This is a genomic window from Leptolyngbya sp. KIOST-1 (genome assembly GCF_000763385.1).
Lineage (GTDB): Bacteria > Cyanobacteriota > Cyanobacteriia > Phormidesmidales > Phormidesmidaceae > Nodosilinea.
Genome location: NZ_JQFA01000002.1, coordinates 3,250,366 through 3,276,001 on the forward strand (window position 1 = coordinate 3,250,366; position 25,636 = coordinate 3,276,001).

The 25,636-nt window shown below is 58.6% G+C and carries 31 protein-coding genes; 15 read left to right on the plus strand and 16 right to left on the minus strand.

The window, feature by feature from the left end; all coding sequences use genetic code 11:
* Positions 1-57: 57 nt before the first annotated feature.
* Together NF78_RS32975 and NF78_RS14300 are read right to left on the minus strand one after the other, a co-directional pair.
* Positions 58-183 carry a hypothetical protein gene (locus NF78_RS32975; protein WP_263970604.1) on the minus strand — a complete coding sequence of 42 codons (126 nt, stop codon included), beginning with the start codon at positions 181-183 and terminating at the stop codon, positions 58-60.
* Positions 184-350: 167 nt separating this feature from the next.
* Positions 351-1,865, minus strand: coding sequence for a phytoene desaturase family protein (locus tag NF78_RS14300; protein ID WP_035987383.1), 1,515 nt, complete (start codon positions 1,863-1,865; stop codon positions 351-353).
* 890 nt (positions 1,866-2,755) lie between these two features.
* Here NF78_RS14300 and NF78_RS14305 point away from each other — a divergent pair.
* The 8 genes from NF78_RS14305 to NF78_RS14340 are packed head-to-tail and all read left to right on the plus strand — an operon-like array spanning position 2,756 to position 5,739.
* Positions 2,756-3,376 (plus strand): reverse transcriptase/maturase family protein, encoded by a 621-nt coding sequence (locus tag NF78_RS14305; protein WP_263970605.1) that lies wholly within the window; start codon positions 2,756-2,758, stop codon positions 3,374-3,376.
* Positions 3,355-3,726, plus strand: coding sequence for a reverse transcriptase domain-containing protein (locus NF78_RS14310; RefSeq protein WP_072016082.1), 372 nt, complete (start codon positions 3,355-3,357; stop codon positions 3,724-3,726). Before NF78_RS14305 ends, NF78_RS14310 begins: the two co-directional genes overlap by 22 nt.
* A complete protein-coding gene (locus tag NF78_RS14315; protein ID WP_072016082.1) occupies positions 3,705-4,076 on the plus strand; it encodes a reverse transcriptase domain-containing protein in 372 nt (123 codons plus the stop codon). Before NF78_RS14310 ends, NF78_RS14315 begins: the two co-directional genes overlap by 22 nt.
* A complete protein-coding gene (locus NF78_RS14320) occupies positions 4,055-4,426 on the plus strand; it encodes a reverse transcriptase domain-containing protein (protein WP_072016082.1) in 372 nt (123 codons plus the stop codon). Before NF78_RS14315 ends, NF78_RS14320 begins: the two co-directional genes overlap by 22 nt.
* Positions 4,405-4,776, plus strand: a complete 372-nt coding sequence (locus tag NF78_RS14325) for a reverse transcriptase domain-containing protein (protein ID WP_072016082.1) — start codon at positions 4,405-4,407, stop codon at positions 4,774-4,776. Before NF78_RS14320 ends, NF78_RS14325 begins: the two co-directional genes overlap by 22 nt.
* Positions 4,755-5,126: a reverse transcriptase domain-containing protein gene (locus NF78_RS14330; RefSeq protein WP_072016082.1), complete on the plus strand. Its 372-nt coding sequence runs from the start codon at positions 4,755-4,757 to the stop codon at positions 5,124-5,126. Before NF78_RS14325 ends, NF78_RS14330 begins: the two co-directional genes overlap by 22 nt.
* Positions 5,105-5,476 carry a reverse transcriptase domain-containing protein gene (locus tag NF78_RS14335; protein ID WP_072016082.1) on the plus strand — a complete coding sequence of 124 codons (372 nt, stop codon included), beginning with the start codon at positions 5,105-5,107 and terminating at the stop codon, positions 5,474-5,476. Before NF78_RS14330 ends, NF78_RS14335 begins: the two co-directional genes overlap by 22 nt.
* On the plus strand, positions 5,455-5,739 hold the full coding sequence (locus NF78_RS14340) for a reverse transcriptase/maturase family protein (protein WP_263970606.1): 285 nt from the start codon (positions 5,455-5,457) through the stop codon (positions 5,737-5,739). Before NF78_RS14335 ends, NF78_RS14340 begins: the two co-directional genes overlap by 22 nt.
* Positions 5,740-5,832: 93 nt before the next feature.
* Here the strand turns inward: NF78_RS14340 and NF78_RS31855 are convergent, their stop codons facing one another.
* From NF78_RS31855 to NF78_RS14355, 3 genes are all read right to left on the minus strand, one after another.
* Entirely contained in the window at positions 5,833-6,240 is a 408-nt protein-coding gene (locus NF78_RS31855; protein ID WP_197064840.1) for a hypothetical protein, read from the minus strand.
* Between the two features lie 5 nt (positions 6,241-6,245).
* Positions 6,246-6,455, minus strand: a complete 210-nt coding sequence (locus tag NF78_RS14350) for a hypothetical protein (protein ID WP_035987393.1) — start codon at positions 6,453-6,455, stop codon at positions 6,246-6,248.
* 126 nt (positions 6,456-6,581) lie between these two features.
* Complete coding sequence (locus NF78_RS14355; protein ID WP_035987396.1) at positions 6,582-7,058, minus strand: hypothetical protein; 477 nt, start codon at positions 7,056-7,058, stop codon at positions 6,582-6,584.
* A 502-nt stretch (positions 7,059-7,560) separates the two neighbouring features.
* Here NF78_RS14355 and NF78_RS14360 point away from each other — a divergent pair.
* Both NF78_RS14360 and NF78_RS14365 read left to right on the plus strand, forming a co-directional pair.
* Positions 7,561-8,487, plus strand: coding sequence for an integron integrase (locus NF78_RS14360; protein ID WP_035989796.1), 927 nt, complete (start codon positions 7,561-7,563; stop codon positions 8,485-8,487).
* A 377-nt stretch (positions 8,488-8,864) separates the two neighbouring features.
* Positions 8,865-10,391 (plus strand): YifB family Mg chelatase-like AAA ATPase, encoded by a 1,527-nt coding sequence (locus NF78_RS14365; protein ID WP_035987399.1) that lies wholly within the window; start codon positions 8,865-8,867, stop codon positions 10,389-10,391.
* Positions 10,392-10,401: 10 nt separating this feature from the next.
* Here NF78_RS14365 and NF78_RS14370 read toward each other — a convergent pair whose 3' ends face one another.
* Together NF78_RS14370 and NF78_RS14375 are read right to left on the minus strand one after the other, a co-directional pair.
* Positions 10,402-12,153 carry a cation:proton antiporter gene (locus NF78_RS14370; RefSeq protein ID WP_035987402.1) on the minus strand — a complete coding sequence of 584 codons (1,752 nt, stop codon included), beginning with the start codon at positions 12,151-12,153 and terminating at the stop codon, positions 10,402-10,404.
* Between the two features lie 275 nt (positions 12,154-12,428).
* Positions 12,429-12,932 carry a Uma2 family endonuclease gene (locus NF78_RS14375; protein ID WP_072016083.1) on the minus strand — a complete coding sequence of 168 codons (504 nt, stop codon included), beginning with the start codon at positions 12,930-12,932 and terminating at the stop codon, positions 12,429-12,431.
* A gap of 395 nt (positions 12,933-13,327) precedes the next feature.
* On the opposite strand from NF78_RS14375, the gene leuA reads away from it, so the two are divergent.
* The gene (leuA, locus tag NF78_RS14380) at positions 13,328-15,013 is read left to right on the plus strand and encodes a 2-isopropylmalate synthase (RefSeq protein WP_035987405.1); all 1,686 of its coding nucleotides are present in this window, start codon (positions 13,328-13,330) and stop codon (positions 15,011-15,013) included.
* Between the two features lie 198 nt (positions 15,014-15,211).
* Here the strand turns inward: leuA and NF78_RS14385 are convergent, their stop codons facing one another.
* Complete coding sequence (locus NF78_RS14385) at positions 15,212-15,841, minus strand: GAF domain-containing protein (protein ID WP_225885298.1); 630 nt, start codon at positions 15,839-15,841, stop codon at positions 15,212-15,214.
* A gap of 299 nt (positions 15,842-16,140) precedes the next feature.
* Here NF78_RS14385 and NF78_RS28280 point away from each other — a divergent pair, with 299 nt between their 5' ends.
* Both NF78_RS28280 and NF78_RS14395 read left to right on the plus strand, forming a co-directional pair.
* Positions 16,141-16,506 (plus strand): hypothetical protein, encoded by a 366-nt coding sequence (locus NF78_RS28280; protein ID WP_052050439.1) that lies wholly within the window; start codon positions 16,141-16,143, stop codon positions 16,504-16,506.
* A gap of 290 nt (positions 16,507-16,796) precedes the next feature.
* On the plus strand, positions 16,797-17,009 hold the full coding sequence (locus NF78_RS14395) for a DUF2945 domain-containing protein (protein WP_035987409.1): 213 nt from the start codon (positions 16,797-16,799) through the stop codon (positions 17,007-17,009).
* A gap of 6 nt (positions 17,010-17,015) precedes the next feature.
* Here the strand turns inward: NF78_RS14395 and NF78_RS14400 are convergent, their stop codons facing one another.
* From NF78_RS14400 to NF78_RS14425, 6 genes are all read right to left on the minus strand, one after another.
* On the minus strand, positions 17,016-18,002 hold the full coding sequence (locus tag NF78_RS14400; RefSeq protein ID WP_035987411.1) for a sll0787 family AIR synthase-like protein: 987 nt from the start codon (positions 18,000-18,002) through the stop codon (positions 17,016-17,018).
* A 30-nt stretch (positions 18,003-18,032) separates the two neighbouring features.
* Complete coding sequence (locus NF78_RS14405; RefSeq protein WP_052050442.1) at positions 18,033-18,257, minus strand: DUF433 domain-containing protein; 225 nt, start codon at positions 18,255-18,257, stop codon at positions 18,033-18,035.
* A 59-nt stretch (positions 18,258-18,316) separates the two neighbouring features.
* Positions 18,317-18,835, minus strand: a complete 519-nt coding sequence (locus NF78_RS14410; RefSeq protein ID WP_035989810.1) for an MSMEG_0567/Sll0786 family nitrogen starvation N-acetyltransferase — start codon at positions 18,833-18,835, stop codon at positions 18,317-18,319.
* Positions 18,836-18,896: 61 nt separating this feature from the next.
* Positions 18,897-19,985: an MSMEG_0568 family radical SAM protein gene (locus NF78_RS14415; RefSeq protein ID WP_035987414.1), complete on the minus strand. Its 1,089-nt coding sequence runs from the start codon at positions 19,983-19,985 to the stop codon at positions 18,897-18,899.
* A gap of 89 nt (positions 19,986-20,074) precedes the next feature.
* Positions 20,075-21,094 (minus strand): Nit6803 family nitrilase, encoded by a 1,020-nt coding sequence (locus tag NF78_RS14420; RefSeq protein WP_052050446.1) that lies wholly within the window; start codon positions 21,092-21,094, stop codon positions 20,075-20,077.
* A gap of 12 nt (positions 21,095-21,106) precedes the next feature.
* Positions 21,107-21,589: an MSMEG_0572/Sll0783 family nitrogen starvation response protein gene (locus NF78_RS14425; protein WP_035987417.1), complete on the minus strand. Its 483-nt coding sequence runs from the start codon at positions 21,587-21,589 to the stop codon at positions 21,107-21,109.
* Between the two features lie 382 nt (positions 21,590-21,971).
* Between NF78_RS14425 and NF78_RS14430 the strand changes: the two genes are divergently transcribed.
* Positions 21,972-23,252, plus strand: a complete 1,281-nt coding sequence (locus NF78_RS14430) for an MSMEG_0569 family flavin-dependent oxidoreductase (protein ID WP_035987420.1) — start codon at positions 21,972-21,974, stop codon at positions 23,250-23,252.
* 115 nt (positions 23,253-23,367) lie between these two features.
* Positions 23,368-23,778 carry a DUF6438 domain-containing protein gene (locus NF78_RS31175; protein WP_156119767.1) on the plus strand — a complete coding sequence of 137 codons (411 nt, stop codon included), beginning with the start codon at positions 23,368-23,370 and terminating at the stop codon, positions 23,776-23,778.
* Between the two features lie 117 nt (positions 23,779-23,895).
* Here the strand turns inward: NF78_RS31175 and proC are convergent, their stop codons facing one another.
* Together proC and NF78_RS14440 are read right to left on the minus strand one after the other, a co-directional pair.
* Positions 23,896-24,708 (minus strand): pyrroline-5-carboxylate reductase, encoded by an 813-nt coding sequence (gene proC, locus NF78_RS14435; protein WP_035987421.1) that lies wholly within the window; start codon positions 24,706-24,708, stop codon positions 23,896-23,898.
* Between the two features lie 114 nt (positions 24,709-24,822).
* Complete coding sequence (locus NF78_RS14440; RefSeq protein WP_197064902.1) at positions 24,823-25,413, minus strand: cell division protein SepF; 591 nt, start codon at positions 25,411-25,413, stop codon at positions 24,823-24,825.
* Between the last annotated feature and the right edge of the window lie 223 nt (positions 25,414-25,636).

Genomic DNA, 25,636 nt, shown 5'->3' on the forward strand with positions numbered 1-25,636 from the left:
AACTGGTGGCGCTGGGCCAGAACCCCTGACCCACAGGAATGGGAGAGTAGCTCGGGTCTAGGTCTGGGGCCGATGGTGCTCCAGGCGGGGGGTGAGCCAGCACAGGAAAAGCACCAGCCCCAGGGTCCCGATTTCAGTCATCAGGTAGAGCGTGTCGTGGTAAGTGAGCGTGAGGGATAGCATGGGCCGATCCTCCTGGTTCGATCCTGTTTGGTGCGTGGACACCTGTCGGGATGGCTCTTTGCAACCGATCCTTTACTTCTATTCTCCCGCCAAGGTCTGGCCCAGGCGCAGGACTGCAACGAAGCTTGACCTGCGATCGCATTTCATAACCTTTCGCCAGCGAAAGATTATCCTGGTATCGTCGCCTCAAACACCCGACCGTCTTCGCGGCAGATTTCGTAAATCATGTTGCGCCCCGACAGCGCCACGATCGGCAGGCTGCCCCCCGGTTCGGTCCACTGACTCACCATATAGAAGTTGTCCAGCCCCGGCAGACGCTTGGGCACGCCCTTGACCATCAGCGGCAGGGTGTCTTTGGTCAGCAGCCAGCCGCAGCTGGCTCCCTGCCAGTTGCCGGTGTAGCGCTCGTAGCTCAGGGGCGTGGCCACATCCATACATTCAATGCTGGCCCCTAGCCCTGGGTAGAACTCCTCCAGTCGCTGAATCAAAATATTCGCTTCCTGGCTCTCTTCGGCATGGTAGGCGGAGCGGCCATAGAGCTGTTGCCAATAGCTGTAGGGGCTGGTCAGCATGACAATCACCACCGACTTGCCCGGTGGGGCCAGGGAGGGGTCAAAGCAGTAGTGCTTGACGCCAATCTCGTAGCGATCCTGGCCGGCGATCGCGATCGGCTGATCCAACAAATGCGTCACCCAGTGGGGACGGTGGGAAAAATCCATCGCCACCCCCAGCGACACCTGCAGTTGCGAATGCAGCGGCAAATGGCCATCGTAGAGCTTTTCTATTCTGCGGTTGATATAGTCCCCCCGCAGCAGGTCAAAAATGGTGCGGCGGCCGTCACAGGCCGAAATCACCCGCTTAGCCCGGTAGGTTTCGTTGTTGAAAAGCCGCACGCCCACCGCCCGGTCATCGTCTACCAGCACCCGCTCCACCTGAGCCGAGTAGACAATTTCGCCCCCCAACTCCAGGTAGCGCTGCTCAATGGCGCGGGCAAAGGTGAGGGCTGCCCCCATCGGCTGACCTGCGTTGCGGTTGTCCAGGTAAGCCAGCAGCGACATACCCACCATCACCGGCACATCGGGCCAGGCAAACATGTGGGGCAGCGCCCGCCGCAGAAAGGGGGTTTTCACCTGCCCCGCCAGGTCGCTCAGGGAGAGCTGACTCCATTTGCCCAGCACGCCCATAAAGGGCAGCACCTGCTTGCCCAGCCGGGCCCAGTCCGCCGCCGTCATCAGCGTCTTGGGCTTCTGTTGCAGCATCGACAGGTCAAACTCTTTAAACTTGCGCACCCCTTTGCAAAAGGCGTCGATCAGCTTGGCATCTTCCGGGGCCAGCGCTTGCAGATGCGCTTGCAACTCGTCGGGCTGGCTGTGTACCCGCAGCACCTCCCCCTGGGCACCGTGGATCTGCATAAACTCGCTCTGGTTGGTAAACTCAACGCCCTCCAGGGCTCCCAACTCGCGCCACAGCTCGTAGAAGGGCTGCCCTGGGCCAGTGCCAAAGATGTAGTGAATGCCGCCGTCGAAGGTGTAGCCCTGCCGCTGCCAGGCGGTGCACAGCCCCCCCGGCTGGTCGTGGGCTTCAAAGATCTGAGTGCGGTAGCCGTTCATCTGGGCGTAGCACCCGGCAGCTAAGCCGGAAATGCCAGCGCCAATGATAATGATGTCTGCGGTAGGGGCCATAGAGTTTGCAGGGCAGCGCTAAATACCTCAACGCTAGCCTACCCAGAGGACAACCCACCAAAACTGCCACAGGATCGAGGACAGTGTCTCAGCTATCTCAAGGAGCGCTCCCAGCCAGGCTTTAAATTCTGTCTAACGGTGAAAGCCAGCGGCGGCAGATCACCTTTGAGACTCAGCCAAAGCTTTTAGACCGTCCGCTGCGCTGAGGTGTGTACGCCCAGCATGGGCGTGAACTAATGGGGTGAAAGTCCCCTGTGGGAGAACCAGCCATCCAAATGCTCGCAAGTCATAGGAGCCGAGAGATGGACAACAGTACGCCCAGCATGGGCGTGAACTAATGGGGTGAAAGTCCCCTGTGGGAGAACCAGCCATCCAAATGCTCGCAAGTCATAGGAGCCGAGAGATGGACAACCACTAGCTAAAGGCAAGGGCGTTTCCGCGAGGGAGGGTCTGGAGGAAGCCAGCGGCAAAGGTGCGAGCCGACGAACAGAAACGTCATAGAAGGCCGAGTTTCTGGGGCGAGTTGGCACAACACAACGAAGCCTTTTGGTTCAGGGGATACGGTAAATGACGCGGTTGCGCATCGACAGTTCACGGTCTTATCTGGGGAGGTCTGCCCTTTTGGCAGTCCTTGAGGCTAGGGGAGTCTGATTGAGGTCTGGCCGGAAACGGCCGGGTAGCCACAGAACCCTAAGGCATTGAGGACGGCCCAACGATTGGCAACAAACGTTGAAGGGGGCAGAAGTCAGCCGAGGTCATAGTAGTCAAACGCTGGCCTGTAATGGGCCAGATAGGGCGAAGGGCCGAACTTAACCAAGAAAGGAGGAGCCATGACAAACTCAGCCGTTTTGATGAACCCGAATGGGGGAGAAGCGGACTGGCGTAGACCCATGCAGCCAGCCTTAGAGACGAATTTGATGGAGCGAGTCCTCGACTCAGAGAACCTGCACCGAGCGTGGAAGCAAGTGAAGTCCAATCAAGGTGCCCCCGGCATAGACGGGATGGTGCTGGACGACTTTGCGGCCTACGCCCGACTTCACTGGGGAGAGATTCGCCAAACCTTACGAGATGGACGCTACCGCCCTGCTCCGGTGCGACGGGTCGTCATCCCCAAGCCAGGGGGCAAGGGAGAGCGGCTGTTGGGAGTTCCAACAGTCCTAGACCGGGTGATCCAGCAAGCCATCTCACAGGTGCTGACGCCACTGTTTGAGCCGGAGTTTTCCGAGTTCAGCTTTGGGTGTCGTCCCAACCGCAGTGCCCACGGCGCGATTAAACAGGTGAAGGCATACGTCAAGGAAGGCTATCGGGTGGTGGTGGATTTGGACTTGGAAAAGTTCTTTGACACCGTAAACCACGATGTCCTAATGGCAAGAGTCGCCCGCAAAGTGCGGGATAAGACCCTGCTAGCCTTGATAGGCCGATACCTGCGAGCCGGGGTCATGGTCGAGGGGTCGTCATCCCCAAGCCAGGGGGCAAGGGAGAGCGGCTGTTGGGAGTTCCAACAGTCCTAGACCGGGTGATCCAGCAAGCCATCTCACAGGTGCTGACGCCACTGTTTGAGCCGGAGTTTTCCGAGTTCAGCTTTGGGTGTCGTCCCAACCGCAGTGCCCACGGCGCGATTAAACAGGTGAAGGCATACGTCAAGGAAGGCTATCGGGTGGTGGTGGATTTGGACTTGGAAAAGTTCTTTGACACCGTAAACCACGATGTCCTAATGGCAAGAGTCGCCCGCAAAGAGCGGGATAAGACCCTGCTAGCCTTGATAGGCCGATACCTGCGAGCCGGGGTCATGGTCGAGGGGTCGTCATCCCCAAGCCAGGGGGCAAGGGAGAGCGGCTGTTGGGAGTTCCAACAGTCCTAGACCGGGTGATCCAGCAAGCCATCTCACAGGTGCTGACGCCACTGTTTGAGCCGGAGTTTTCCGAGTTCAGCTTTGGGTGTCGTCCCAACCGCAGTGCCCACGGCGCGATTAAACAGGTGAAGGCATACGTCAAGGAAGGCTATCGGGTGGTGGTGGATTTGGACTTGGAAAAGTTCTTTGACACCGTAAACCACGATGTCCTAATGGCAAGAGTCGCCCGCAAAGAGCGGGATAAGACCCTGCTAGCCTTGATAGGCCGATACCTGCGAGCCGGGGTCATGGTCGAGGGGTCGTCATCCCCAAGCCAGGGGGCAAGGGAGAGCGGCTGTTGGGAGTTCCAACAGTCCTAGACCGGGTGATCCAGCAAGCCATCTCACAGGTGCTGACGCCACTGTTTGAGCCGGAGTTTTCCGAGTTCAGCTTTGGGTGTCGTCCCAACCGCAGTGCCCACGGCGCGATTAAACAGGTGAAGGCATACGTCAAGGAAGGCTATCGGGTGGTGGTGGATTTGGACTTGGAAAAGTTCTTTGACACCGTAAACCACGATGTCCTAATGGCAAGAGTCGCCCGCAAAGAGCGGGATAAGACCCTGCTAGCCTTGATAGGCCGATACCTGCGAGCCGGGGTCATGGTCGAGGGGTCGTCATCCCCAAGCCAGGGGGCAAGGGAGAGCGGCTGTTGGGAGTTCCAACAGTCCTAGACCGGGTGATCCAGCAAGCCATCTCACAGGTGCTGACGCCACTGTTTGAGCCGGAGTTTTCCGAGTTCAGCTTTGGGTGTCGTCCCAACCGCAGTGCCCACGGCGCGATTAAACAGGTGAAGGCATACGTCAAGGAAGGCTATCGGGTGGTGGTGGATTTGGACTTGGAAAAGTTCTTTGACACCGTAAACCACGATGTCCTAATGGCAAGAGTCGCCCGCAAAGAGCGGGATAAGACCCTGCTAGCCTTGATAGGCCGATACCTGCGAGCCGGGGTCATGGTCGAGGGGTCGTCATCCCCAAGCCAGGGGGCAAGGGAGAGCGGCTGTTGGGAGTTCCAACAGTCCTAGACCGGGTGATCCAGCAAGCCATCTCACAGGTGCTGACGCCACTGTTTGAGCCGGAGTTTTCCGAGTTCAGCTTTGGGTGTCGTCCCAACCGCAGTGCCCACGGCGCGATTAAACAGGTGAAGGCATACGTCAAGGAAGGCTATCGGGTGGTGGTGGATTTGGACTTGGAAAAGTTCTTTGACACCGTAAACCACGATGTCCTAATGGCAAGAGTCGCCCGCAAAGAGCGGGATAAGACCCTGCTAGCCTTGATAGGCCGATACCTGCGAGCCGGGGTCATGGTCGAGGGGTCGTCATCCCCAAGCCAGGGGGCAAGGGAGAGCGGCTGTTGGGAGTTCCAACAGTCCTAGACCGGGTGATCCAGCAAGCCATCTCACAGGTGCTGACGCCACTGTTTGAGCCGGAGTTTTCCGAGTTCAGCTTTGGGTGTCGTCCCAACCGCAGTGCCCACGGCGCGATTAAACAGGTGAAGGCATACGTCAAGGAAGGCTATCGGGTGGTGGTGGATTTGGACTTGGAAAAGTTCTTTGACACCGTAAACCACGATGTCCTAATGGCAAGAGTCGCCCGCAAAGAGCGGGATAAGACCCTGCTAGCCTTGATAGGCCGATACCTGCGAGCCGGGGTCATGGTCGAGGGGTCGTCATCCCCAAGCCAGGGGGCAAGGGAGAGCGGCTGTTGGGAGTTCCAACAGTCCTAGACCGGGTGATCCAGCAAGCCATCTCACAGGTGCTGACGCCACTGTTTGAGCCGGAGTTTTCCGAGTTCAGCTTTGGGTGTCGTCCCAACCGCAGTGCCCACGGCGCGATTAAACAGGTGAAGGCATACGTCAAGGAAGGCTATCGGGTGGTGGTGGATTTGGACTTGGAAAAGTTCTTTGACACCGTAAACCACGATGTCCTAATGGCAAGAGTCGCCCGCAAAGAGCGGGATAAGACCCTGCTAGCCTTTTACTTCGTCTAGCAGGTAGGTTGAGAACCGCCCATTGCGGAGCCGCACGATGGGTGGTGTGGGAGGGGGGATTCGTGAGGATTCTCCCTATCCCGATTAGACCGTTTATGGCGACTTAGGCTTAATCTCGAAGTCCATTTTAGAACGGTAGAAGCACACATCAAATTCCATGAAAAAGTTCGTCTGTCCTAGAATCAGTGGCGCATTGGGGCTTTTAGTCCAGGCAAAGGCTAATTGAACTGGAGCGATATCCCCAATTTGAACCATCGCGGAGAATGGCATAGCTGGTTTGTTGCCTAAATTCCCTGCCAGTTGAATGATGGCTCTGCTGTCGTCCCAGGTAGCCCCAAGCTGTATACCCAGTTCATAGGGTATAACGTTGACGGTTGCGCCGCTGTCAACCAGACCAAGGGATTCAACTGTACGCCCCTCGCGACGAAGAATAAGAGGCACCCGTGGAAGGCTATCGAACTCGTTTTGGGAGGGATCGGTAGTGGAGTAGCGGAAGCGCATGACGATTAAGCCTGATCTGCTGACTCTAAAGCATGCATTAATGTAGCGCCAGCCCCGAAGCTGTTGTAAGGGGTCGGCAAATCATAGGTTTTGAAGGGCTCTAGGGGCGAGATATCCTCTACTGCCTCTAGATCCTCTGCCAGAATCCGAATCAGCTTTAGCTTCTCGATGATGGAAAGCTGGCGGACAGATGGAAGGACTTCAGATAGATTCATATATACATCTCCAACCTTAAGGAGCTATACCATAAGCTTAACTTAGAAAAAACCAGAATGGCTCATCATCCCTAGACCATCCGGTATCTACTGTTTTGCAAGGCAGTGTTGGGCTGACTTGAATTATTAAAGTGTTGATATCAAAAGCATGAAAATGCCTAAAAGACATACAAGCAAGTTGAAAATCACCCAAAGCATGTGCATTCTAACTGAAGAAAATTTGATTCTAATTGATTCATCCCACGAAAGAGAACCGTGACGCTTTTTATGATTTACTTCGTGTTTATATAATTGATCAAGCTCAAGTCCTTCTTGGAAATCATCTAATTGCTCGACTAGAAGTTTGAGCCTATTTTGATACCAAAGCTGACGCTCGTAGAGTTTTAGCGTTGCAAAAATTCCAAATAATCCCAGAGCAATCACCAAAATTGATATCGGAATTGAAGCAGTACTAAAACCAATGCTCCCGCCTATAGCAGTAGCCCCCGACACGACAATAATAATGAGGTTGATAATCCACTGCCTGTGCTCTTCAACGTGTCGAAGTTCATTCATATGCTCCACCATTAGAGCCAAGATGATCTCTGAATTTTCAACTGACATACTAGTTTGTGTAACGACAACATTTTATTCCGCCATTTTACTCTTCATCTAAAGCGTCAAGATTAGAAGTTTCAAGGCTTCAGATTGGACATTGATGATAGGACTCACGCAGCTCAGCATTTCAGCAAAAAGGTCGGTCTAACTACTGCTTATGCTGACTCTCCTGCCTAAATTCTGCCTAACACCCCGTAGCAGAGTAGTTAGTCAGAATCAAAACAGCATATCGCCGCTTCTGAAGGCAGATATGCCGATAATATGCGTCATATCTGCCTAAAATGGGATCTTATACAGAAAACCGTCAATATATCTACCCGGATTCGAGTGTTATGCCGAATTGAGTCGTGATAATTCCCTTATAGGGGTGTTTATCTATACCTTGCTCCGCATAGTAGGCTTTCTGATGGGTGTTATGCCGATAGCTTCAGCAAATCTTCATGGTTGGCACGTAGACTAAGTATGTGGCATTTAATACATTGGAACTACTGCCTCTACCTTCCTTGTCATGGAATCTCGACCCAGAAAGCTGCTTGACCAAGTCCGCGACGCAATTCGCTTAAAGCATTACTCCTATCGGACAGAGCAAAGCTATGTCGGCTGGATTCGCCGGTACATTTTGTTCCACAACAAGCGCCATCCTAAGGAAATGGGTAGCGCAGAGGTCGAAGCTTTTCTAACCCATCTGGCTGTTGAAGGCCACGTATCTGCCTCAACCCAAAATCAGGCTTTCAGTGCCCTTTTGTTTTTGTATCGCAATGTGCTGAACCAGGAGTTGGGAGTCTTGGATACTGTGCGGGCAAAACGCTCGAACTATCTACCCACAGTGCTGACCAAAGGTGAAGTTCGCTCAATTCTGCAAAATCTCTCAGGGGTGCATGGTCTGGTCATCCGGGTGTTGTATGGCAGCGGTTTGCGGCTCAGTGAAGGGCTGAGTTTGCGCATCAAGGATCTTGATTTTGCTCAGCGTCAGATTGTGGCACGCGATACCAAGGGGAATGAAAGTCGGGTGACCATGCTGCCTGATAGTTTGGTTGAGTCGTTGCAAGCGCACCTTCACAAGGTTAAGCGCCTACACCAGTTGGATTTAGATCAGGGCTATGGCTCGGTCTACCTGCCTTTTGCCCTAGAGCGCAAGCATCCCCATGCCGATCGCGCCTGGATCTGGCAGTTTGTGTTCCCTTCGACAGGGCGTTCACGAGATCCTCGCAGTGGTGCTATTCGTCGTCACCATTTGCATGAGAGTGGCGTGCAGAAAGCGCTAAAGCAAGCTGTCCGTGCGTCTGGCATTGCTAAGCGGATTGGGTGCCATACGTTTCGCCACAGTTTTGCCACCCATTTGCTCGAAGATGGCTACGACATTCGCACCGTGCAAGAGCTGCTGGGCCACAAGGATGTCAAGACAACGATGATCTATACCCATGTGCTTAATTGAGGGGGGCGGGGTGTCAGGAGTCCGTTAGATATTGGCTAGACAATACGGTTGAACTTGTAGCTTACTGCTGGCAAGGTAAGACTGCGGGGAATGATTCTGGGCGGGGAAGAACAGCAACAGAGCCGCCTGGTCGGCCCCTATCCCCACCGGGCGCAGCGGCGAGTACATCGCCGTGATGACCCGCAGGCGAGGGCTGCGATCGTAGAGGCATAACACTAGGCGAAGCAGGGGCTAGATTCTCTTTGGTCTGCCCCTGTTTGCGATGTAATGCTCTACCACATTGAAGGTAGTCGATAAGATTCGGCCTCCCTTGCCGATCGCATCCCTTCCCCTGGGCACCCTAACCCTCGGTATCAGGGCATCTCAGGGGATAAACCATGCTGGCAAGGGTTTGGAGCGCGGCGCTGGTGGGCATCGATGCCCTCAAAGTTGGCGTCGAGGTCGATATTTCGGGCGGGTTGCCCGGTGTGGTGGTGGTGGGCCTGCCCGACACCGCCGTGCAGGAGTCCCGCGAGCGGGTCAAGGCGGCGCTGAAAAATGCGGGTTTCCCCTTCCCCATGCGCAAAGTGGTGATCAACCTCACCCCCGCCGACCTGCGCAAAGAAGGCCCCATCTTTGACCTGCCCATCAGCGTTGGCATTCTCGCCGCCTCAGAGCAGGTCAATACCGACGCCCTCAACGACCTGCTGTTTTTGGGCGAAGTGTCGCTGGACGGCAGTTTACGGGCGGTGGCCGGGGTACTGCCGATCGCAGCAGCGGCGCAAAAACTGGGCATTCGCGGCCTGGTGGTGCCCGCCGACAATGGACGCGAGGCCGCCGTGGTGCCGGGGCTGACCGTCTACAGCTTCAACCACCTGTCGGAGGTGGCCGACTTTCTCAACCATCCCGCTGGCTATTCCCCCGTGGCGGTCGATACCACCCTGGCCATGAGTGCTGCTCCTAATGCCCTGGATCTGCGCGATGTGAAGGGGCAGGCCCAGGCCCGGCGGGCGCTGGAGATTGCGGCGGCGGGCGGCCACAATTTGATTTTCGTCGGCCCACCCGGCAGCGGCAAAACTATGCTGGCCCGGCGGTTGCCCTCCATTTTGCCGCCGCTCCAGTTTGAGGAAGCCCTGGACGTGACTCAGATTCATTCAGTGGCGGGGTTGTTGAAGGAGAAGGGGACGCTGGTCAATACGCGGCCCTTTCGCAGTCCGCACCACTCGGCTTCGGGGCCATCGCTAGTGGGCGGCGGCAGCTACCCCAAGCCGGGGGAAATTTCCCTCGCCCACCGGGGCATTTTGTTCTTGGATGAACTCACCGAGTTCAAGCGCGATGTGCTGGAGTACCTGCGTCAGCCCCTCGAAGATGGCTATGTCACCATTACGCGCACTCGGCAGTCCGTCGTTTTCCCGGCCCAGTTCACCCTGATTGCCAGCACCAACCCCTGCCCCTGTGGATTCTATGGCGACTCGGTGCAGCCCTGCACCTGTAGCCCCCGCAGCCGCGAAAACTACTGGTCGCGCCTCTCGGGGCCGCTGATGGATCGGATCGATTTGCAGGTGGTGGTGAGCCGCATCAAGCCCGAGGAGATGACCCAGCACCAGCCGGGGGAAGCCTCGGAACCGGTGCGCGATCGCGTTCAGGCGGCTCGGCAGCGGGCCCACGATCGCTTCAAAGCCGAACCCAGCCTCCAGTGCAACGCCGACATGCAGAGCCGCCACCTGAAGCACTGGTGCCCCCTGGATGACACCAGCAAAACCCTGCTGGAGGGTGCAGTCCGCAAGCTGGGACTATCGGCCCGCGCCACCGATCGCATTCTCAAAGTCGGTCGCACCATCGCTGACCTGGATGGTGCCGAGGATTTGCAAACCCATCACATTGCCGAAGCGATCCAGTACCGCACCATCGATCGCATGCAATAGCCATGATACCCTACCCCTTTCCCACCTGGGCTACCGGGCGAATGCTGCGGTAGCGGTCCTGGCGAATCCACTCCAGCACCGACTGAATTTCCAGGCTCTTTTCCCCCAGGGTGTTGAGCAGGTGGGAGCCCAGCTCCAGGGCGGCCTCAAACTCGGGCTGCACCACTTCCCTGGCCCCCAGTTGGGTGAGCACATCGATTTCTTCGTTGGTGTGCGATCGCGCGATGATATCCAGCTCTGGCGCCCTCAGCAGCGCCCGTTGCAGCACCAGGCGGGTGGTGGCGGGGTCGGGCAGGGTAATGGCCAGGGCCTTGGCGGTCTCCAACGAGGTTTTCTCCAGCACCAGTTCGCTGTCGGCGTCGCCATAGACATAGGGTATTTGCACCAGGGGGGCATGGCGGTTGCGCAGGCGCTGAATGGCGGTTTCACTGTTTTCGATCACCAGCACCGGGTAGCCCCGGCTGAGCAGCACATTCACCAGCACCTCCCCCACCCGGCCATAGCCCGCCACAATCACGTGGTCTTTCAGGTCGGCGGGTACCGACAGCAGCTTGGGTTCCTCGGTTTGGTTGAGGTAGTCCTTCAGCACGGGCAGGGCATGGAGCCAGTCAGACACCCGGGGGGCGAGGTTAATCCACAGGGGGGTAAGCATCAGCGAAATGGCGATCGTGCCCAGCAGCAGAGAGTAGCGCTGCTCGGTAATCAGCCCCAGCTCCAGCCCCATCAGGGCCAGGACAAAGGAAAATTCGCCGATCTGGTTGAGGCCAAAGCTCGCCTTCAGCGCCGTTTTGAGCGAGTAGCCAAACCCCATCACGATCGGCAGCACAATCAGCGCCTTGCCTACCATGATCAGCGCCACCAACTCCAGAATTTTGCCCAGGTTGTTGAGAATCAAATTGGGGTCGATCAGCATGCCAATGGAGGCAAAAAATAGGCAGGCAAAGGTGTCGCGCAGGGGCAAAATTTTGCCCAGGGCCTGGTCAGCGTAGTCAATTTCGGAGATCATCAGCCCTGCCACAAAGGCTCCCATGGCGATGGAGAGGCCGAGGATGGAGGTGACCCAGGCGATGCCCAGACATAGAGCCACCACCGTGAGCAAAAATAGCTCGCTGCTCTCGGTAGCGGCAATGTGCTGAATCAGTTGGGGCACCACCCAGCGACCCAGGGCGATCGCCCCGGCCAGAAACAGCCCAAACTTCAGCGCCGCGATCGCCAGGGCCGGCCCCAGGGCATCGGGCTGGTTGAGCACCGGCAGCACCGCCAGCATCAGCCCCAGGGCAATGTCCTGGGCAATCAGCAGGCCCAGCATCACCTGGCCGTGGACGGTGGCGGTTTCGCCCCGGTCCGTCAGGGTTTTGAGCACCACCGCCGTGGAGGACAGCGACAGCACCAGCCCCAGAAAAACGCCCTGCAGCGGAGAATCAGCCGTCCCTGAAAGCAGTGACACCGAACACACCAGCAGCGTGGTCAGGCCCATTTGCAAAAAGCTGCCCTTGAGGGCGATCGCCCGCACCCGCTTCAGCTCCGTCAGCGAAAACTCAACCCCCAGGGCAAACAGCAAAAAGGCAATACCCACCTCCGCCAGGGCCTGAATTTGCTCGACATCGGTCTGTAGCCCCAGCCCAAAGGGACCGATGATTAGCCCTGTAATCAGGTAGCCCAAGAGGGCTGGCTGTTTGAGCCGATGGGCAATATAGCCGCCTAGGGCAGAGCACCCCAGCGCCAGGGTGAGATCGAGGACAAAGTTTGGTTCAGCGGTCATACAGGAGCACGGTAGGGCAAGGGAAGGAGCGTCCGTAGCGGCAGCGTCTACAAAGCCCCCTGCACCAGTAGACACAGGGGGCTGAGGGCCAGGGGAAATACTGAGGCCGTGGCGTTTCCCCAGCACAACCGACCAGCTAACGAAAGCGGCAAGAGGCTCGCCTTCTATTGTCACCAATTCAGAGTAAGTACGCCATCAAAAGCTCAATGATGGCAAAGCCAGAGATAAACCCAGCCGAATTGAGGCTCACGCTCCTGGGCCAGCAGGCGGTAGGGCTAGAACTCGTCGGGCTCCGGGCCCGCCGCCCGGAGTCGTTCGGCCAGGCGATCGGCCCGCTGGCTTTCCTGCTCAGCCCGCTGGCGCTCCTGTTCGGCCCGCTGGCGCTCTTGATCGAGCAGCTGACCCAGCTCTGTATAGGTCAAAAACCGCTGCCCATCGGGGCGGTAGAGCTCCAGCCCGGTGTCAGTCATTTGGAAGCGAATCTGCAACCGGGGGCTAACCCACCCGTTCATCTCTTCGATCACCTGAAGGCTAGCTTCACTCCGCTGGAGCCCGGTCAGCTCCAGCTTGTCGGGGTCGTAGATGTAGTATTCTTCAACGCCGTGGCGATCGTAGAAGCCTAGCTTGCGCAGCATTTCGCCAAAACGATTCCCTGGCGACAAAATTTCAAACACCACCTGGGGGGCAATGCCGCCCTCTTCCCATAGTGTAATCCCTGGCTTGGGGATGTTGATGGGACGGGTGATTGCGGATGGCAGAGTCGCTCCGGCTGATCTCAAGCTTTCGCCCCTTGACGCCGGTTTCCCGTACGGTTAGGATTCCTCTGTAGTGCAATTTTTGCGCCTTCCCGTTTCAATGTTGTCTTTGCAGCTATCCCTCGCCCCTCTCTTCAGCCTGTTCCTAGGGCTGGGGTTGCTGCTGCGCCTTGGGCGCAACTAATTTTTTGAAATAAAGGCGAAATGCCCTGAATAGTTTCCCTCCCCAGGTCACGGGTTGCCCCTAGACCTGACCATCTTTAGGGAGTCTGTACGGAAGCCTGCGCTGCCGCAATGTGCATGCGCCTGGCACCCCAGACCCCGTAGGATGGGCACTGCCCACCATCCAATCGGGCGACCCCTAGCCATCTCCGCCTCATGCTATCCACAACTGCTATCTAAAATTCGAGACATTTCCCATGTTGACCAACCCAGCCGAGAAATACCGCCCCTTTGCCCCCGTAGACTTGCCCGATCGCACCTGGCCCAACCAGGTCATCACTAAACCGCCGATCTGGCTCAGCACCGACCTGCGCGACGGCAACCAGGCGCTGATTGAGCCCATGTCCGTAGCGCAAAAGCTGCGAATGTTTGATCTGTTGGTGGCGATCGGCTTCAAAGAAATTGAAGTAGCCTTTCCCGCCGCCTCCGAAACCGACTTTACCTTTGTGCGCCGTCTGATCGAAGAAAACCGGGTGCCCGACGATGTGGAAATTCAGGTGCTCACCCAGGCCCGGGAAGACTTGATTCGCCGCACGTTTGAATCGCTGGCGGGGGCCAAGCGGGCGATCGTCCACGTTTACAACGCTACGGCCCCGGTGTTTCGCCGGGTAGTGTTTCGCCACGACCCGGCCCAGACGATCGCCCTGGCGGTGAATGCGGCGACGCTGATTCGCGATCTGGCGGTGGAACGGCCTGAGACCCAGTGGCGCTTCCAGTATTCGCCAGAGGTGTTTTCGCAGACGGAGCTGGAGTTTGCCCGGGATATTTGCAATGCCGTGTTGGAGGTGTGGCAGCCGACCCCCGATCGCAAGGCGATCATCAACCTGCCCGCCACGGTGGAAAGCGCCACCCCCAATGTGTTTGCCGACCAGGTGGAGTGGATGCACCGCCACCTGGCCTACCGCGACAGCGTGGATTTGAGCGTGCACAACCACAACGACCGGGGCTGTGCGATCGCCGCCGCCGAACTGGGCCAGATGGCCGGGGCCGATCGGGTTGAGGGCTGCCTGTTTGGCAACGGCGAGCGCACCGGCAACGTGGACATCGTCACCCTGGCGCTGAACCTCTATACCCAGGGCATTCATCCGGGGCTGGACTTCTCGTGCATCAACGAGGTGGCCCGCATTGTCGAAGACTGCACCCAATTGCCGATTCACCCCCGCCACCCCTACGTGGGCGACCTGGTATTCACCGCCTTCTCCGGCTCCCACCAGGACGCGATCCGCAAGGGCTTTGCCGCCCGAAATCCCGAAGAACTGTGGGATATGCCCTACCTACCCCTCGACCCAGCGGACCTGGGCCGGTCCTACGAGTCGGTGGTGCGGGTAAATAGCCAGTCGGGCAAGGGGGGGATCGCTTTCTTGCTGGAGCGCGACTACAACCTCAGCCTGCCCCGCCGTTTGCAGATTGAGTTTAGCCAGGTGGTGCAGCGGGCCATGGATGCCACCGGCAAGGAGATGACCGCCCCCATGCTGTGGAACTTGTTTGAGCAGGAGTACCTGCGGGCCAATGCACCGTTTAAATACGTCAGCTACCACTGGCGCGACGACGAAACCCCGGCGGCGATTTCCACAACCGTGGAAGTGAACGGCACCGTGCTGACCCGCGAGGGCCAGGGCAACGGCCCCATCGATGCCTTTGTGGCGGCCCTGGACCTGGGGATTCGGATTCACAGCTACGAGGAGAAGGCGATCGGCCACGGTAGCGACGCCGATGCGATCGCCCTGATCGAGATCGCCGCCGATTGGTTGGAGGGCACCATCCATGGGGTGGGCATCCACAGCAGCATTGTCACCGCCTCGCTGCTGGCGGTGCTGAGTGCCGTCAACCGGGGGCTGTCCACGGTGGCCCCGGACCAGCGCCGGCAGATGTTGCAAAGGTAATCGCTAGTTGCGGATCTGCCCAGGGGGAGGGTCAGGGAGGCTATAGGTCTTACCCCATAGACCTATAGTCGGTGCTGGTTGAGCGGGCAGGTCAAACCATTGTTGCGGTAGCGGGCGATGCCGGTTGCGAGCCAAAATCACCAGAGGCCCAGGATGTTTCCCAGGGCCTCCAGGATTGGCTCGGGGCTGGGCGGCACTCTAGGGGCGGCTCAGGGCGAGGGCATCGGGTTGATGAGCGTGCACATACTCAATGGCCAAAGGCGTGAGCCAGGCCACCGCTTGTTCAATCAGGCGGCGATCGCCCGGACTCCACTGACGAGGGGAGTCAAAAATGCAGGCCTGTAGGATGCCCCACAGCTTTTGCTCGGAGCACAAATGAGCGTGAATCAAAGCTCGATGGCCAAAGGTTTGGCGCTCAAACTCTCGATTTAGCACCTCAGGCCCGGCCGTTTCGATGTCTTCAATGAAAATGCTGGACTGAGCTTTGAGCGCCGCTGCAAACATGGGATCGGTTTGGGGCAACGCGGACGATTCTAGCTTCCAGGTTGGATCGTAGACGGTGGGAACCGATTCCTGCTTTCGCCAGCAAGCGGGGACGCGCCCCGCCTGAGACTCGGGGGACCGAAAATATAGAAAGACGCGATCGCACTGGAGGCACTGGCCTAAAATAGCCAGCAGATTATCCATAATTGGCACGGCATTTTCTCCCCGAGCCAGGGCTTCAGAAAAACGGCAAACCAGGGCTTGAAATCGACTATCTCTAAGTGGATGCTTACCCGGTTCGCGATCGCCGATTGCATGGGTTTTAGGGGCCTGAGAACGAGCCATAACTATCTACAAGGACTACCTCCACACCTTAGGTCCAAAATTTGCTGCCTGCCCCCTGTCAGGCTTACGGTTTAATTTCACTGTTTTCTCATCCTTGAGATTCAAAAACCTCTTTCTTCGAGCAGATAGCAAGAGTAAATACCAGCCATGCAAGCCTGTTATTTTTGAAAATACGTCCTTTGAACGATGAGGCTACCTGAGGAGTTACGTACCGTGACCAAAGGCAGGAGCAATCGGCAACGCGCCCTTTAGAATCGCCTGTCGCTGACTCTTGTTCAGGCAAATTCGTTAGGTAATTTATGATGAAAGCGATTTTCGGATTTCTAAAAAAAGTGCTGTACAGCATTCACTGGAAGCAATTTGCAGTGGCTTGCTCCGCCGTTATTGTTCTTTTGGCAGCCAGTGGTGTTGAGGCTAAGCAAGACGCTATCAGACAGGCCCAATCTAACAGCGAAATCCCGACCGCAGGCGATGTTGGCCGGCCTCGCACCATGAATCAGTGGCAGGCCGAAAACGAAGCGCTGGAAGGACAGCCCGGTCAAAAACTCAAGCGCATTGCTGAAGAGTCGGCGGATGCCGTCAAGAACATGGCCGAAATCTATCCTCAGAACGCTAGAACCCTAACGCCTGGCGTGGACAACGGTCCGCTACCCACCGACGACTAACTCCCCTGAATCGAGGATGCTGCGGCCCACGACCCTGGCGCGTTAGGCAGCAGGACTGCTTGAAGCCCGTGTGGGTTGTGGGCCACGGTCATCATTGAGTGTATTGAGAGAGTTCTAGTGGCTGTCGTCAACTTAGCTGCCAAACGCCCAAAAACTAAAGAATTACAGCCCTAAACCTGTCTTTTGAGTCGCGTGGAAAAGCTTGCTGTACCGAGCTTTTGACCACAATTGATGACACGCCCTGAGCCGCCAACCTTTCATTAAATTGCTTTTTTGTTGAATACAAACCCATGACGCAGACGTTTAAGCAAGGCGATCGAGTTTCCTGGAATACAGCCCAGGGAAAAACCGTTGGCAAGGTGGTTAAGAAGTTGACCTCCCGCACCGAGATCAAAGGTCATACTGTGGCGGCTTCTAAGGATGAGCCGCAGTATCTGGTGGAAAGCGAAAAGACCGGCAGCCAAGCCGCCCATAAGCCCGACGCTTTGACAAAAGAAAATTAGTGCGCGTTATAAGTCAGCTGGGGCAAAGCCAGTCAGGGCGTCGGTAGCAAAATCCCAAAAGTCCAGAGCGGCATCGTTCAACTTCAGCGTCAGGCGGTGCCCGCTGGTGACGGTGCCAATGGGGTTACAAACCAGGCTGCGGCGGTGGCACTGGGACTGAATCTGGTCTACGGCTTTGGGGCGCACGCTGAGCAAATAGCCATAGCTGGGGAAGCTAAGCAGCCAGGGCAGCAGGTCAATGCCGGGGGGTGGGGCGATTGCCCCCAGATCCAGCACGGCCCCGCAGCCCGAAGTCTCCAGCAGCATCAGGGTTGTCCCTACAATGCCGCCCATGCTGATGTCTTTGCCGGTGTCGCAGAGGCCCGCTTCGGCGAGTTGGGGCAATAGCTCCAGGTTGGTGCGGAGGCGATCGCGATTCGCCTCCGTGGCCGCATTCCAGAAGGGATACTGCGGATGCATCTGGCCCTGCATATCTACTACCTGTAGCAGTACATCCCCCGGCTGGGCGCTAAAGCTGGTGATTAGCTTCGTTGCCCGACCGAGGATCGCCACCGACAGCGCGGCGTAGGGGCTGTGGCAGCTGGTGTGGCCGCCGACGATGGGCACGTTAAAGGCTTGAGAGGCGGCAACCATGCCCTGCCAGAGGGGGGCTGCGGCCTGGGGCGACGGGCTCCAGAGGGTATCGACCACGGCGATCGCCCGCCCGCCCATGGCGCAGATGTCGCTGACGTTGACCATGACGGCGCACCAGCCGGCAAACCAGGGGTCGGTTTCCACCAGGGTGGGCCACAGGCCCTCGGCGGCCAGCAGCAGGTAGCCATCGCCGTCGGGGATGGCGGCGCAGTCATCGCCGAGCAGAATGGGGGTTTGGTCGGTGGACTGGACGTAGCGACCCAGGCGATCGGCGGCGGTCTGAATGTCGCGCTTGTGGAGAATGCCGAGCGATCGCCGCAGTTCAGCGGCCAGTTCCCATAACCTTACCTCATCTGTCATTGTTATCTGAAGGGGCGGGGAACGCACTCGTCAAGCAGGATTCGCATAGGCCAGGAGCATTTGCTTGGCTAGTTCCAGCGCTGCGATCGCTTGCTCGCGCTGAACGCTGGGAAAATGGTTTAGAAACTCGTCCAGTGGATCCCCAGCTTCGAGGTAGTCGAGCAGGGTTTTTACAGGTACACGGGTGCCGACAAAAACCGGGGTGCCACCGAGAATATCAGGATCGCTATGAATTACCCGCGCTCCGGTTGTCATTGCCCGTTCCCCCATCATAACTATTGATTGGATCCTAGCCTACCAATCTGTACAGCACCCTACGATACTTGCTGCTCCTGCCAGCTCAGAACAGGCCGCACCTCCTCGCCAGGGGGATAGTGGGCCAGGTCAGCTTCCATCAGGTGATGGGGACGATCGCGCAGCACCATCTCCTCCAGGGAATCCCAGTGGAGACGCTGGAAGAAGCGGACGTTTTGCTCTTGCACGGTGGCGAGGAAGCGATCGCAGCCCCAGGTATTTGCCGTAGTCACTGCTTTGTGGATCAGCCCTTTGCCGATGCGGCCCACGCGGCGGTAGTCGGGGTGAACACCGAGGCGACCGCCGTACCAGAGGCGGGGCGACTTTTCGTAGATGCGGACAACGCCGACGATGCGATCGGCACTGGGGGCCTCATGGTCGATGGCGACAATGGGATAGGCGAGGCTATCAAGGTCGTCGGCATCGTCGTGGTCAAAGAGACCCTGTTCTTCGCAGAAAATCGCCTGCCGCAGGGCGAAGTAGCCCTGGATATCGGCGGGCGTTTTGGCCAGTTCAAAGCTGTAGCGATGGAGTGCCATGATCCTCATCATCAGGTGAATGGTAATCAACCAATCCCCTCCTGGGAGGGGCAGGGGTGGGTCACCCCTCAAACGTCGATAGCGCCGAGCAAGCGCCGCACTTGGCGCAGCCCGCCTTCATGTCCGCCGAGGCCATACCCGACTGCTTCAGCAGTGCCCCCACCCGCTGGTAGAGGGCAAACATAAACTCACTGCTGGGGGCGGGGTGGTGGGCCAGGGGGGTTTCGCCGATGGGCACAAAGGGCACCACAAAGGGGTAGACCCCCAGCTGAATCAGGCGATCGCTCGCCTCCACCAGGGTCTCCAGGCTGTCCCCCAGGCCCGCCAGCAGGTAGGTGCTCACCTGACCCCAGCCAAAGACTTTCACGGCTGCTTCAAAGGCTTGATAGTAGACCGTGAGCGGTACTTCGGCTTTCCCAGGCATGATTCTGGCCCGCACCTCCGGGTCTACCGCCTCCAGGTGCATGCCCAGGCTGTCTACCCCCGCTGCCTTCATGCGATCGAACCAGGCGAAGTCGTCCGGCGGTTCGCACTGGGCCTGGATGGGCAGGTGGGGCACCCGCTGGCGAATGGCGGCGGCGCACTCGGTGAGGTAGGCAGCCCCGCGATCGCTCGTATTCGGCGTGCCCGTGGTCATAATCATGTTCGTCACCCCGTCGAGCCGCACGGCAGCTTCAGCCACCTCCGCTAGCTGGGCCGGGGTCTTGCGGGCGATCGTGCGACCTGCTTCCAGGGATTTCTCAATGGCGCAGAACTGGCAGGCGGTGGCGGGGTCGCGGTAGCGCATGCAGGTCTGCTGCACCGTGGTGGCCAGCACGTCGCGCCCGTGGAGCAGGGCAATTTTTGAGTAGGGGATGCCGTCGGCGGTGGTGAGACCGTAGAACTTGGGCGCGTTGGGTACGTCAACGGGGGCGATCGCCTCCCCCGAAGCCTCCAGGTGCAGCGGACTGGCGGCGGTCGCCCTGAGGGTATAGGGCGATCGGGCGGCGCTATCGGTGTAGACCGGCACCATGACGGTGGTGCCATCGATGGTGATGGCGCGGTGGTCGGAGGGGCCTGCGCCGCCTCGCCTGCCCGCTGCGCCGGGGGGCGAGTCCACTACCCGCAGCCCGTGGCTCTGCAATTCCGTAATCAGCCGTTGTTTGTTCATGGCCTGCTGTGCGATACCCAATAAAACCTGCGTCAATCTGCGTCACCCGCTGGGAGTGACCGGTGTGGAAAGAGAAGCCAGGGTTCTCCTTAGGCAGTCAGTTCAACCCCGTTGGAGGATGGTTTTACCGATTCCTCCTCGGAGAGGGCCGGAGCAGCGCCCTGGGCCGAATGAGCACTGGGCATTTCCACCACTGACCAGGGTTCGGCATTCACCGTCAGGCGCAGCAGGTCGGGGCGGGCGTAGTGGCCGACGGAGTCCATCATGCGCTTGCGCTTGGTGATGAGAGAGAAGTCGAGATCGGCGATCGCCAGGCCTTCCCCCTCGGTAATCGGCTCCGTCAGCGGCACCCCCTCTGGGCTAATGATGGCGGTGTAGCACCCCCCCGACAGCACCCGGTGCAGGTTCTCATCGGGCGTAATCTGCTGCTTTTGCTCCGCCGTCAGCCAGCCCGTGGCATTCACCACAAAGCAGCCCGACTCTAGGGCGTGGTGGCGCATGGTCACCTCTATCTGGTCGCCAAAAATCTGCCCCACCATCGAGCCTGGGAACTGCCCGCAGTGGATCTGCTCGTGCTGGGTCATCAGGGCGTAGCGGGCCAGGGGGTTGTAATGCTCCCAGCAGGCCAGTGCCCCCAGTCGCCCCACGGCGGTGTCCACCACCTTCAGCCCGGCCCCATCCCCCTGGCCCCACACCATGCGCTCGTGGTAGGTGGGGGTGATCTTGCGCCGCTTCAGCGCCAGGGTGCCGTCGGCGTCGAAAACCAGCTGGGTGTTGTAGAGGGAACCGGCCTCCCGCTCGTTTACCCCCAGCACCACCACCATGCCGTAGGAGCGCGCTGCCCGACTTACCGCATCGGTCACCGGCCCCGGCACCGCCACCGCTTCCTCGTACAGGCGCATGTGCTCTTTGCCCATCAGCACGGGCGGCTGCACAAACGAAAAGTAGGGGTAGTAGGGGATGAAGGTCTCGGGGAAGACGATCAGCTGCACGCCGGATTGGGCGGCCTGGGCGATGGTCTCCAGCACCTTTTCGGTGGTGCCGTCGCGGCTGAACAGCACGGGGCTGATCTGGGCGGCGGCGGCGCGGACGGTTTTGGTGTAGTCCATGGGGAAGGATACCTACATTGTCCAGGTGTCGAGGATGAAGGCCCCTTCTTTGCGGTGCATCAATACCAGATCGAGCACGTCGAGGGGGTTGATGGGGCGAATGCCGGGGATGAGGGAGGGTTCGCCGTGGCCGTAGAGGGCCTGGAGGGCAAAGCGGCAGGCGTAGACCTTGCCGCCCAGCTCCATCACCTTGACAATCTGGTTGTTCATCGCCATATGGCCGGGGAAGGCTTCGTCGCCCAGCTTGGGGAAGCCGCGCTGCACCCCCAGGGTGACGCCGGGGCCGTAGAGCAGCACCGAGGTCTCGAAACCTTTGCGAATCAGGCGGGTGGCCTGAAGCAGGTTGACCAGGCCAATGGAGCCTTCAAAGGCGACGGTGTGAAAGGTGATGAGGGCTTTTTCGCCGGGCTCCGCCTGCACGTCAGGGAATACTTTTTCTTCGTAATCAACCAGAAAGTCGCCAGTCTGGTTGGCTGGCTTCGTTACTTCAGGCATAGATTCAGCTCCTCTGTAAAGCTTGGCGGCGGTCAGGGATTCGTAACCGCATGTAACAGAACCTTAGGGGCGATCGCCCCCACCGCCCGTATCAGCCATTACAAAGCCCATGGGTCTACCGCAATCAACAGGTAAACTCGGCCAAACCTCCGGTGTTCCTCCTCAAATTCGGCTGACCCCTGTTGAAAGTGATAGGGGTGAGGCTCAATTTTGTGGTGATTGGAGATGGCGGGCCGCGATCGCCCCCCTTTCCCCTGCCACTACCACCAGACCCGGCCCTTCGGTAGCCGACGTTACAAGCCCAATGGTCAGGACACCCTAGCGTACAGAGCAGACTGAGCCAGTTCGCCCATTCCTCCCAAATCTCAAATCCTCAATTTCTATGTCCCTGCACCACGGCGTAATCATCATTGGCGGCGGCCAGGCGGGGCTGTCGATCAGCTACTGCCTGAGCCGCCGGGGCATCGACCACCTGGTGCTGGAGCAGCACCAGATCGCCCACTCCTGGCGCAATAAGCGGTGGGACTCGTTCTGCCTGGTCACCCCCAACTGGCAGTGCCAGCTGCCCGGTTTCCCCTACCCCGGCGACGATCCGGAGGGGTTCATGGGTCGCGATGCGATCGTCGAGTACATCGAGCAGTACGCCAGCCACTTCAACCCGCCGATCAAGACCGGGGTGACGGTGGAGCGGGTGCAGCGGGGAGAGAGTACTGCCTTTGAGGTGAACACCACCCAGGGCACCTTCACCGCCGACCAGGTGGTGGTGGCCACTGGCGGTTATCACACCCCCAAAATTCCCCGCCTGGCCGAGCGCCTGGCCCCCGATGTAGTGCAGCTTCACTCCGCTGAATACCGCAATCCCGCCGCGCTCCCCCCTGGGGCGGTGCTAGTGGTGGGCACGGGGCAGTCGGGCTGCCAGATTGCCGAAGACCTGCACCTGGCCGGGCGGCAGGTACATCTGTGCGTGGGGGGTGCGCCGCGATCGCCCCGCCGCTACCGGGGCAAAGACGTGGTGGAATGGCTCGACCAGATGGGCTACTACGACCTGGCGATCGACAACCACCCCCAAAAAGACACCGTGCGCCACAAAACCAACCACTACGTCACCGGGCGCGACGGTGGTCACGAAATCGACCTGCGCCACTTCGCCCTCCAGGGCATGGCCCTCCACGGGCGGCTGAAGGAGATCCAGGGCACCCAGCTCCACTTTGGCGACGACCTGAAGGCCAACCTGGACGCTGCCGACGCCGTGGCCGAGAGCATCAAGCGCACCATCGACGCCTACATTGAGAAGAACGGCATTGACGCACCTCTGGATCCTCCGTATCGGCCCGTGTGGGAGCCGGAGTCCGTTGAAACTGGCATCGACTACCGCGAGGCCAACATCACCTCGGTGATCTGGTGCATCGGCTACGGGCTCGACTTTCGCTGGATCGAGCTACCTGTGTTTGATGGTCAGGGCTATCCTGGCCATCGCCGAGGCGTTACTGCGGTGTCGGGGCTCTATTTCCTGGGTCTGCCCTGGCTCTACACCTGGGGTTCTGCCCGCTTCTCGGGCATCGCCCGCGACGCGGAGTACTTGGCCGAGCAGGTTGCTATGAGAACTGGTGGTAGTCATCCCCGCGTGCCACAAACCGTCAATGAAGTGGCGATCGGGTCTTAAGCAGCGCAGTGGTAACACATTCCTTGAAGCAGATAGTACCGAAAGCTAGCTCTATTTACCCCATAATCCAGTGGTATAGGCCATAGTTGATGGGTTATTGAATTCGCTAGGTTCTATGGAACAAGATGTGCCCAGTATTGCCCAAGTGATTCTAGAGCGAGGTATGTGTTTTGGCGAATGTCCCGTATACAAGGTCACGCTCCTAGCCAATGGCACAGTAACCTGGCTAGGAGAACTTTTCGTCAAAACTACAGGGCCAGCCTCATGGCTTGTGCCAACAACTAGAGTTACCGATATTGAGAAGGCACTCCACCAAGCCAACTTTCGCTCTCTTGCTGATCTCTATGAGCCTGATATGACCTGCCAGCCATCATGCAAAATCACAGTGGAATATGCTGATGGTTTATTCAAAACCGTAGATCACGATCTTGGTTCCTCTAGCGCTCCGAAAGCTTTGGTATTGCTAGAGAAACAGCTTGACAAACTAATCGGCACGGCACCTTACATTGGTACCTTGTCTAGGTAAGGCAGATAGCAACTCTTGAGAGATCTCAAAGTCACCGCTCTGTTTAGAGCAGACCAAGTAGAGATACCAACAGCTCCAAGATAGAGGAGAGCTTGTCATCCACACCGCTAGCAGATATTAGGACTGACCGAGTTCCTTAGACCGCAGATACGCCGCCTTCACCGCTGCAATCAGGGCCGATCGCAGCCCGCCTGCTTCCAGCGCCCCAATGCCCGCAATGGTGGTGCCGCCGGGGCTGGTCACCCGGTCCTTCAGCACGGCGGGGTGCAGGTTGCTCTGGTGCAGCAGTTCGCCGGTGCCGCGCACGGTGGCGATCGCCAGTTCCAGCGCCACGGCTCGCGGCAATCCCACTGCCACGCCACCATCGGCCAGGGCCTCTACCACCAGGGCCAGGTACCCCGGTCCCGACCCCGACAGCGCCGTCACCGCATCCATTTGATACTCGGGCACCTCGACTACAGTGCCCACGCTGGCGAAAATAGTGCGGGCCTGGGACAACTGCTCTATGCTGACCCCTTCCCCTGTCGCTAGCGCCGTTACCCCCGCTCCCACTGTGGCAGGGGTGTTCGGCATCGCCCGCACCACCGCCCAGCCTGGAAAAGCCGCCTGCAACCGGGCCAGGGTCGTCCCTGCCAAAATGGACAGCAGTAACGGCGGGGAATCACGGGTTGGGGGCTTGAGAGGGTCCGCTACCGATGCCAGCATCTGCGGCTTAATCGCCAACAAGACTATCTCAGCCGAATCGATCACTAACTGGTTGTCAGCGGTAGTCTGCACGCCGTAGCTCTGGTGCAGCAGCTCTCGCCGAGCCGCCTGGGGATCGCTCACCATCACTGACCCAGGCGTAAAAATTTTCTGATCAAGAAGGCGGGTGATGAGAGCTTCTCCCATCATCCCGCCGCCGATAACCCCAAATGTTGCCAAGGGCATACGCTCACCTGCGACTTCCTTACTTGTGCCGTCAGGAATGACCATACCCCAAGGTAGCCCCCAGAACCAGTCCGGGGGCAGTGATAGTCAGAGTTGTGAGTGGTCTAGAGCGCGCTAGGCCATACGGGCCATGGGCTCTGCACCCCAGGTGGGCGCCGGGGGCATTTGACCGGGCATGGGCATGCCCTGGGGCTGGCCCATGAAGACCTCTTCTTCGTACTCGGTGGGGGTGCTGACTTGGACGCAGTTGGGGGTGAAGAGGAAAATGCTCTCGCCAATGCGCTCCTGATGGCCATCAATGGCGTAGGTGCCGCCCGCTACAAAGTCAACGGCGCGCTGGGCCTGGTCAGGATCCATGATGGTCAGGTTGAGGACGACCGACTTGCGCTCGCGCAGGGCCTGGATGGCTTGGGGCATCTCCTCAAAGGAGCGAGGCTCCATTACCACCACTTCGGAGGTGCCGTTCATAGCACCAGGCATACCAATTACGTTGCTGGCCATCGGGGTCATTCCTGCATCAGTGGGCATCATTCGTTCGCGACGGGGGCGGCTCCGCCGAACTTCTTCCGGCTGGGGCTGCACAATGGGCTGGGTGTTCTCTTCCTGGTAGAGGTTTTGATATTCCTCACCATCCATTTCTTCGTACTCGTAGTCGTAGTCTGCTGGGTCGTTGAGGCCAACGAAGTCCCGCAGTTTAGAAAACATGTTGCTCACAACTTACACTCCACGATGACTATCACTTTGGTGGGTGACCCCTTGGTCAAAGACCGGTAGGGCCGTTCTGCTCCGGTTATCCGAGGGACATGATAGCGCCAAATTTCCATTTGCAACGGCAGTTATGAAAATTAGTGGGGCTACCTGGGGTCTGGGGGGATGGTTGGACCCCTGAGCGAGGATCTAACCTCCTAAACCTGACCTGAAAACCCAG

Bases quoted from the DNA above. Each gene is read 5' to 3' on its own strand.
- NF78_RS32975 (WP_263970604.1), bottom strand. From the start codon at position 183: ATGCTATCCCTCACGCTCACTTACCACGACACGCTCTACCTGATGACT.
- NF78_RS14300 (WP_035987383.1), bottom strand. From the start codon at position 1,865: ATGGCCCCTACCGCAGACATCATTATCATTGGCGCTGGCATTTCCGGC.
- NF78_RS14305 (WP_263970605.1), top strand. From the start codon at position 2,756: ATGCAGCCAGCCTTAGAGACGAATTTGATGGAGCGAGTCCTCGACTCA.
- NF78_RS31855 (WP_197064840.1), bottom strand. From the start codon at position 6,240: ATGCGCTTCCGCTACTCCACTACCGATCCCTCCCAAAACGAGTTCGAT.
- NF78_RS14350 (WP_035987393.1), bottom strand. From the start codon at position 6,455: ATGAATCTATCTGAAGTCCTTCCATCTGTCCGCCAGCTTTCCATCATC.
- NF78_RS14355 (WP_035987396.1), bottom strand. From the start codon at position 7,058: ATGTCAGTTGAAAATTCAGAGATCATCTTGGCTCTAATGGTGGAGCAT.
- NF78_RS14360 (WP_035989796.1), top strand. From the start codon at position 7,561: ATGGAATCTCGACCCAGAAAGCTGCTTGACCAAGTCCGCGACGCAATT.
- NF78_RS14365 (WP_035987399.1), top strand. From the start codon at position 8,865: ATGCTGGCAAGGGTTTGGAGCGCGGCGCTGGTGGGCATCGATGCCCTC.
- NF78_RS14370 (WP_035987402.1), bottom strand. From the start codon at position 12,153: ATGACCGCTGAACCAAACTTTGTCCTCGATCTCACCCTGGCGCTGGGG.
- leuA (WP_035987405.1), top strand. From the start codon at position 13,328: ATGTTGACCAACCCAGCCGAGAAATACCGCCCCTTTGCCCCCGTAGAC.
- NF78_RS14385 (WP_225885298.1), bottom strand. From the start codon at position 15,841: ATGGCTCGTTCTCAGGCCCCTAAAACCCATGCAATCGGCGATCGCGAA.
- NF78_RS28280 (WP_052050439.1), top strand. From the start codon at position 16,141: ATGATGAAAGCGATTTTCGGATTTCTAAAAAAAGTGCTGTACAGCATT.
- NF78_RS14395 (WP_035987409.1), top strand. From the start codon at position 16,797: ATGACGCAGACGTTTAAGCAAGGCGATCGAGTTTCCTGGAATACAGCC.
- NF78_RS14400 (WP_035987411.1), bottom strand. From the start codon at position 18,002: ATGACAGATGAGGTAAGGTTATGGGAACTGGCCGCTGAACTGCGGCGA.
- NF78_RS14405 (WP_052050442.1), bottom strand. From the start codon at position 18,257: ATGACAACCGGAGCGCGGGTAATTCATAGCGATCCTGATATTCTCGGT.
- NF78_RS14410 (WP_035989810.1), bottom strand. From the start codon at position 18,835: ATGGCACTCCATCGCTACAGCTTTGAACTGGCCAAAACGCCCGCCGAT.
- NF78_RS14415 (WP_035987414.1), bottom strand. From the start codon at position 19,985: ATGAACAAACAACGGCTGATTACGGAATTGCAGAGCCACGGGCTGCGG.
- NF78_RS14420 (WP_052050446.1), bottom strand. From the start codon at position 21,094: ATGGACTACACCAAAACCGTCCGCGCCGCCGCCGCCCAGATCAGCCCC.
- NF78_RS14425 (WP_035987417.1), bottom strand. From the start codon at position 21,589: ATGCCTGAAGTAACGAAGCCAGCCAACCAGACTGGCGACTTTCTGGTT.
- NF78_RS14430 (WP_035987420.1), top strand. From the start codon at position 21,972: ATGTCCCTGCACCACGGCGTAATCATCATTGGCGGCGGCCAGGCGGGG.
- NF78_RS31175 (WP_156119767.1), top strand. From the start codon at position 23,368: ATGGAACAAGATGTGCCCAGTATTGCCCAAGTGATTCTAGAGCGAGGT.
- proC (WP_035987421.1), bottom strand. From the start codon at position 24,708: ATGCCCTTGGCAACATTTGGGGTTATCGGCGGCGGGATGATGGGAGAA.
- NF78_RS14440 (WP_197064902.1), bottom strand. From the start codon at position 25,413: ATGTTTTCTAAACTGCGGGACTTCGTTGGCCTCAACGACCCAGCAGAC.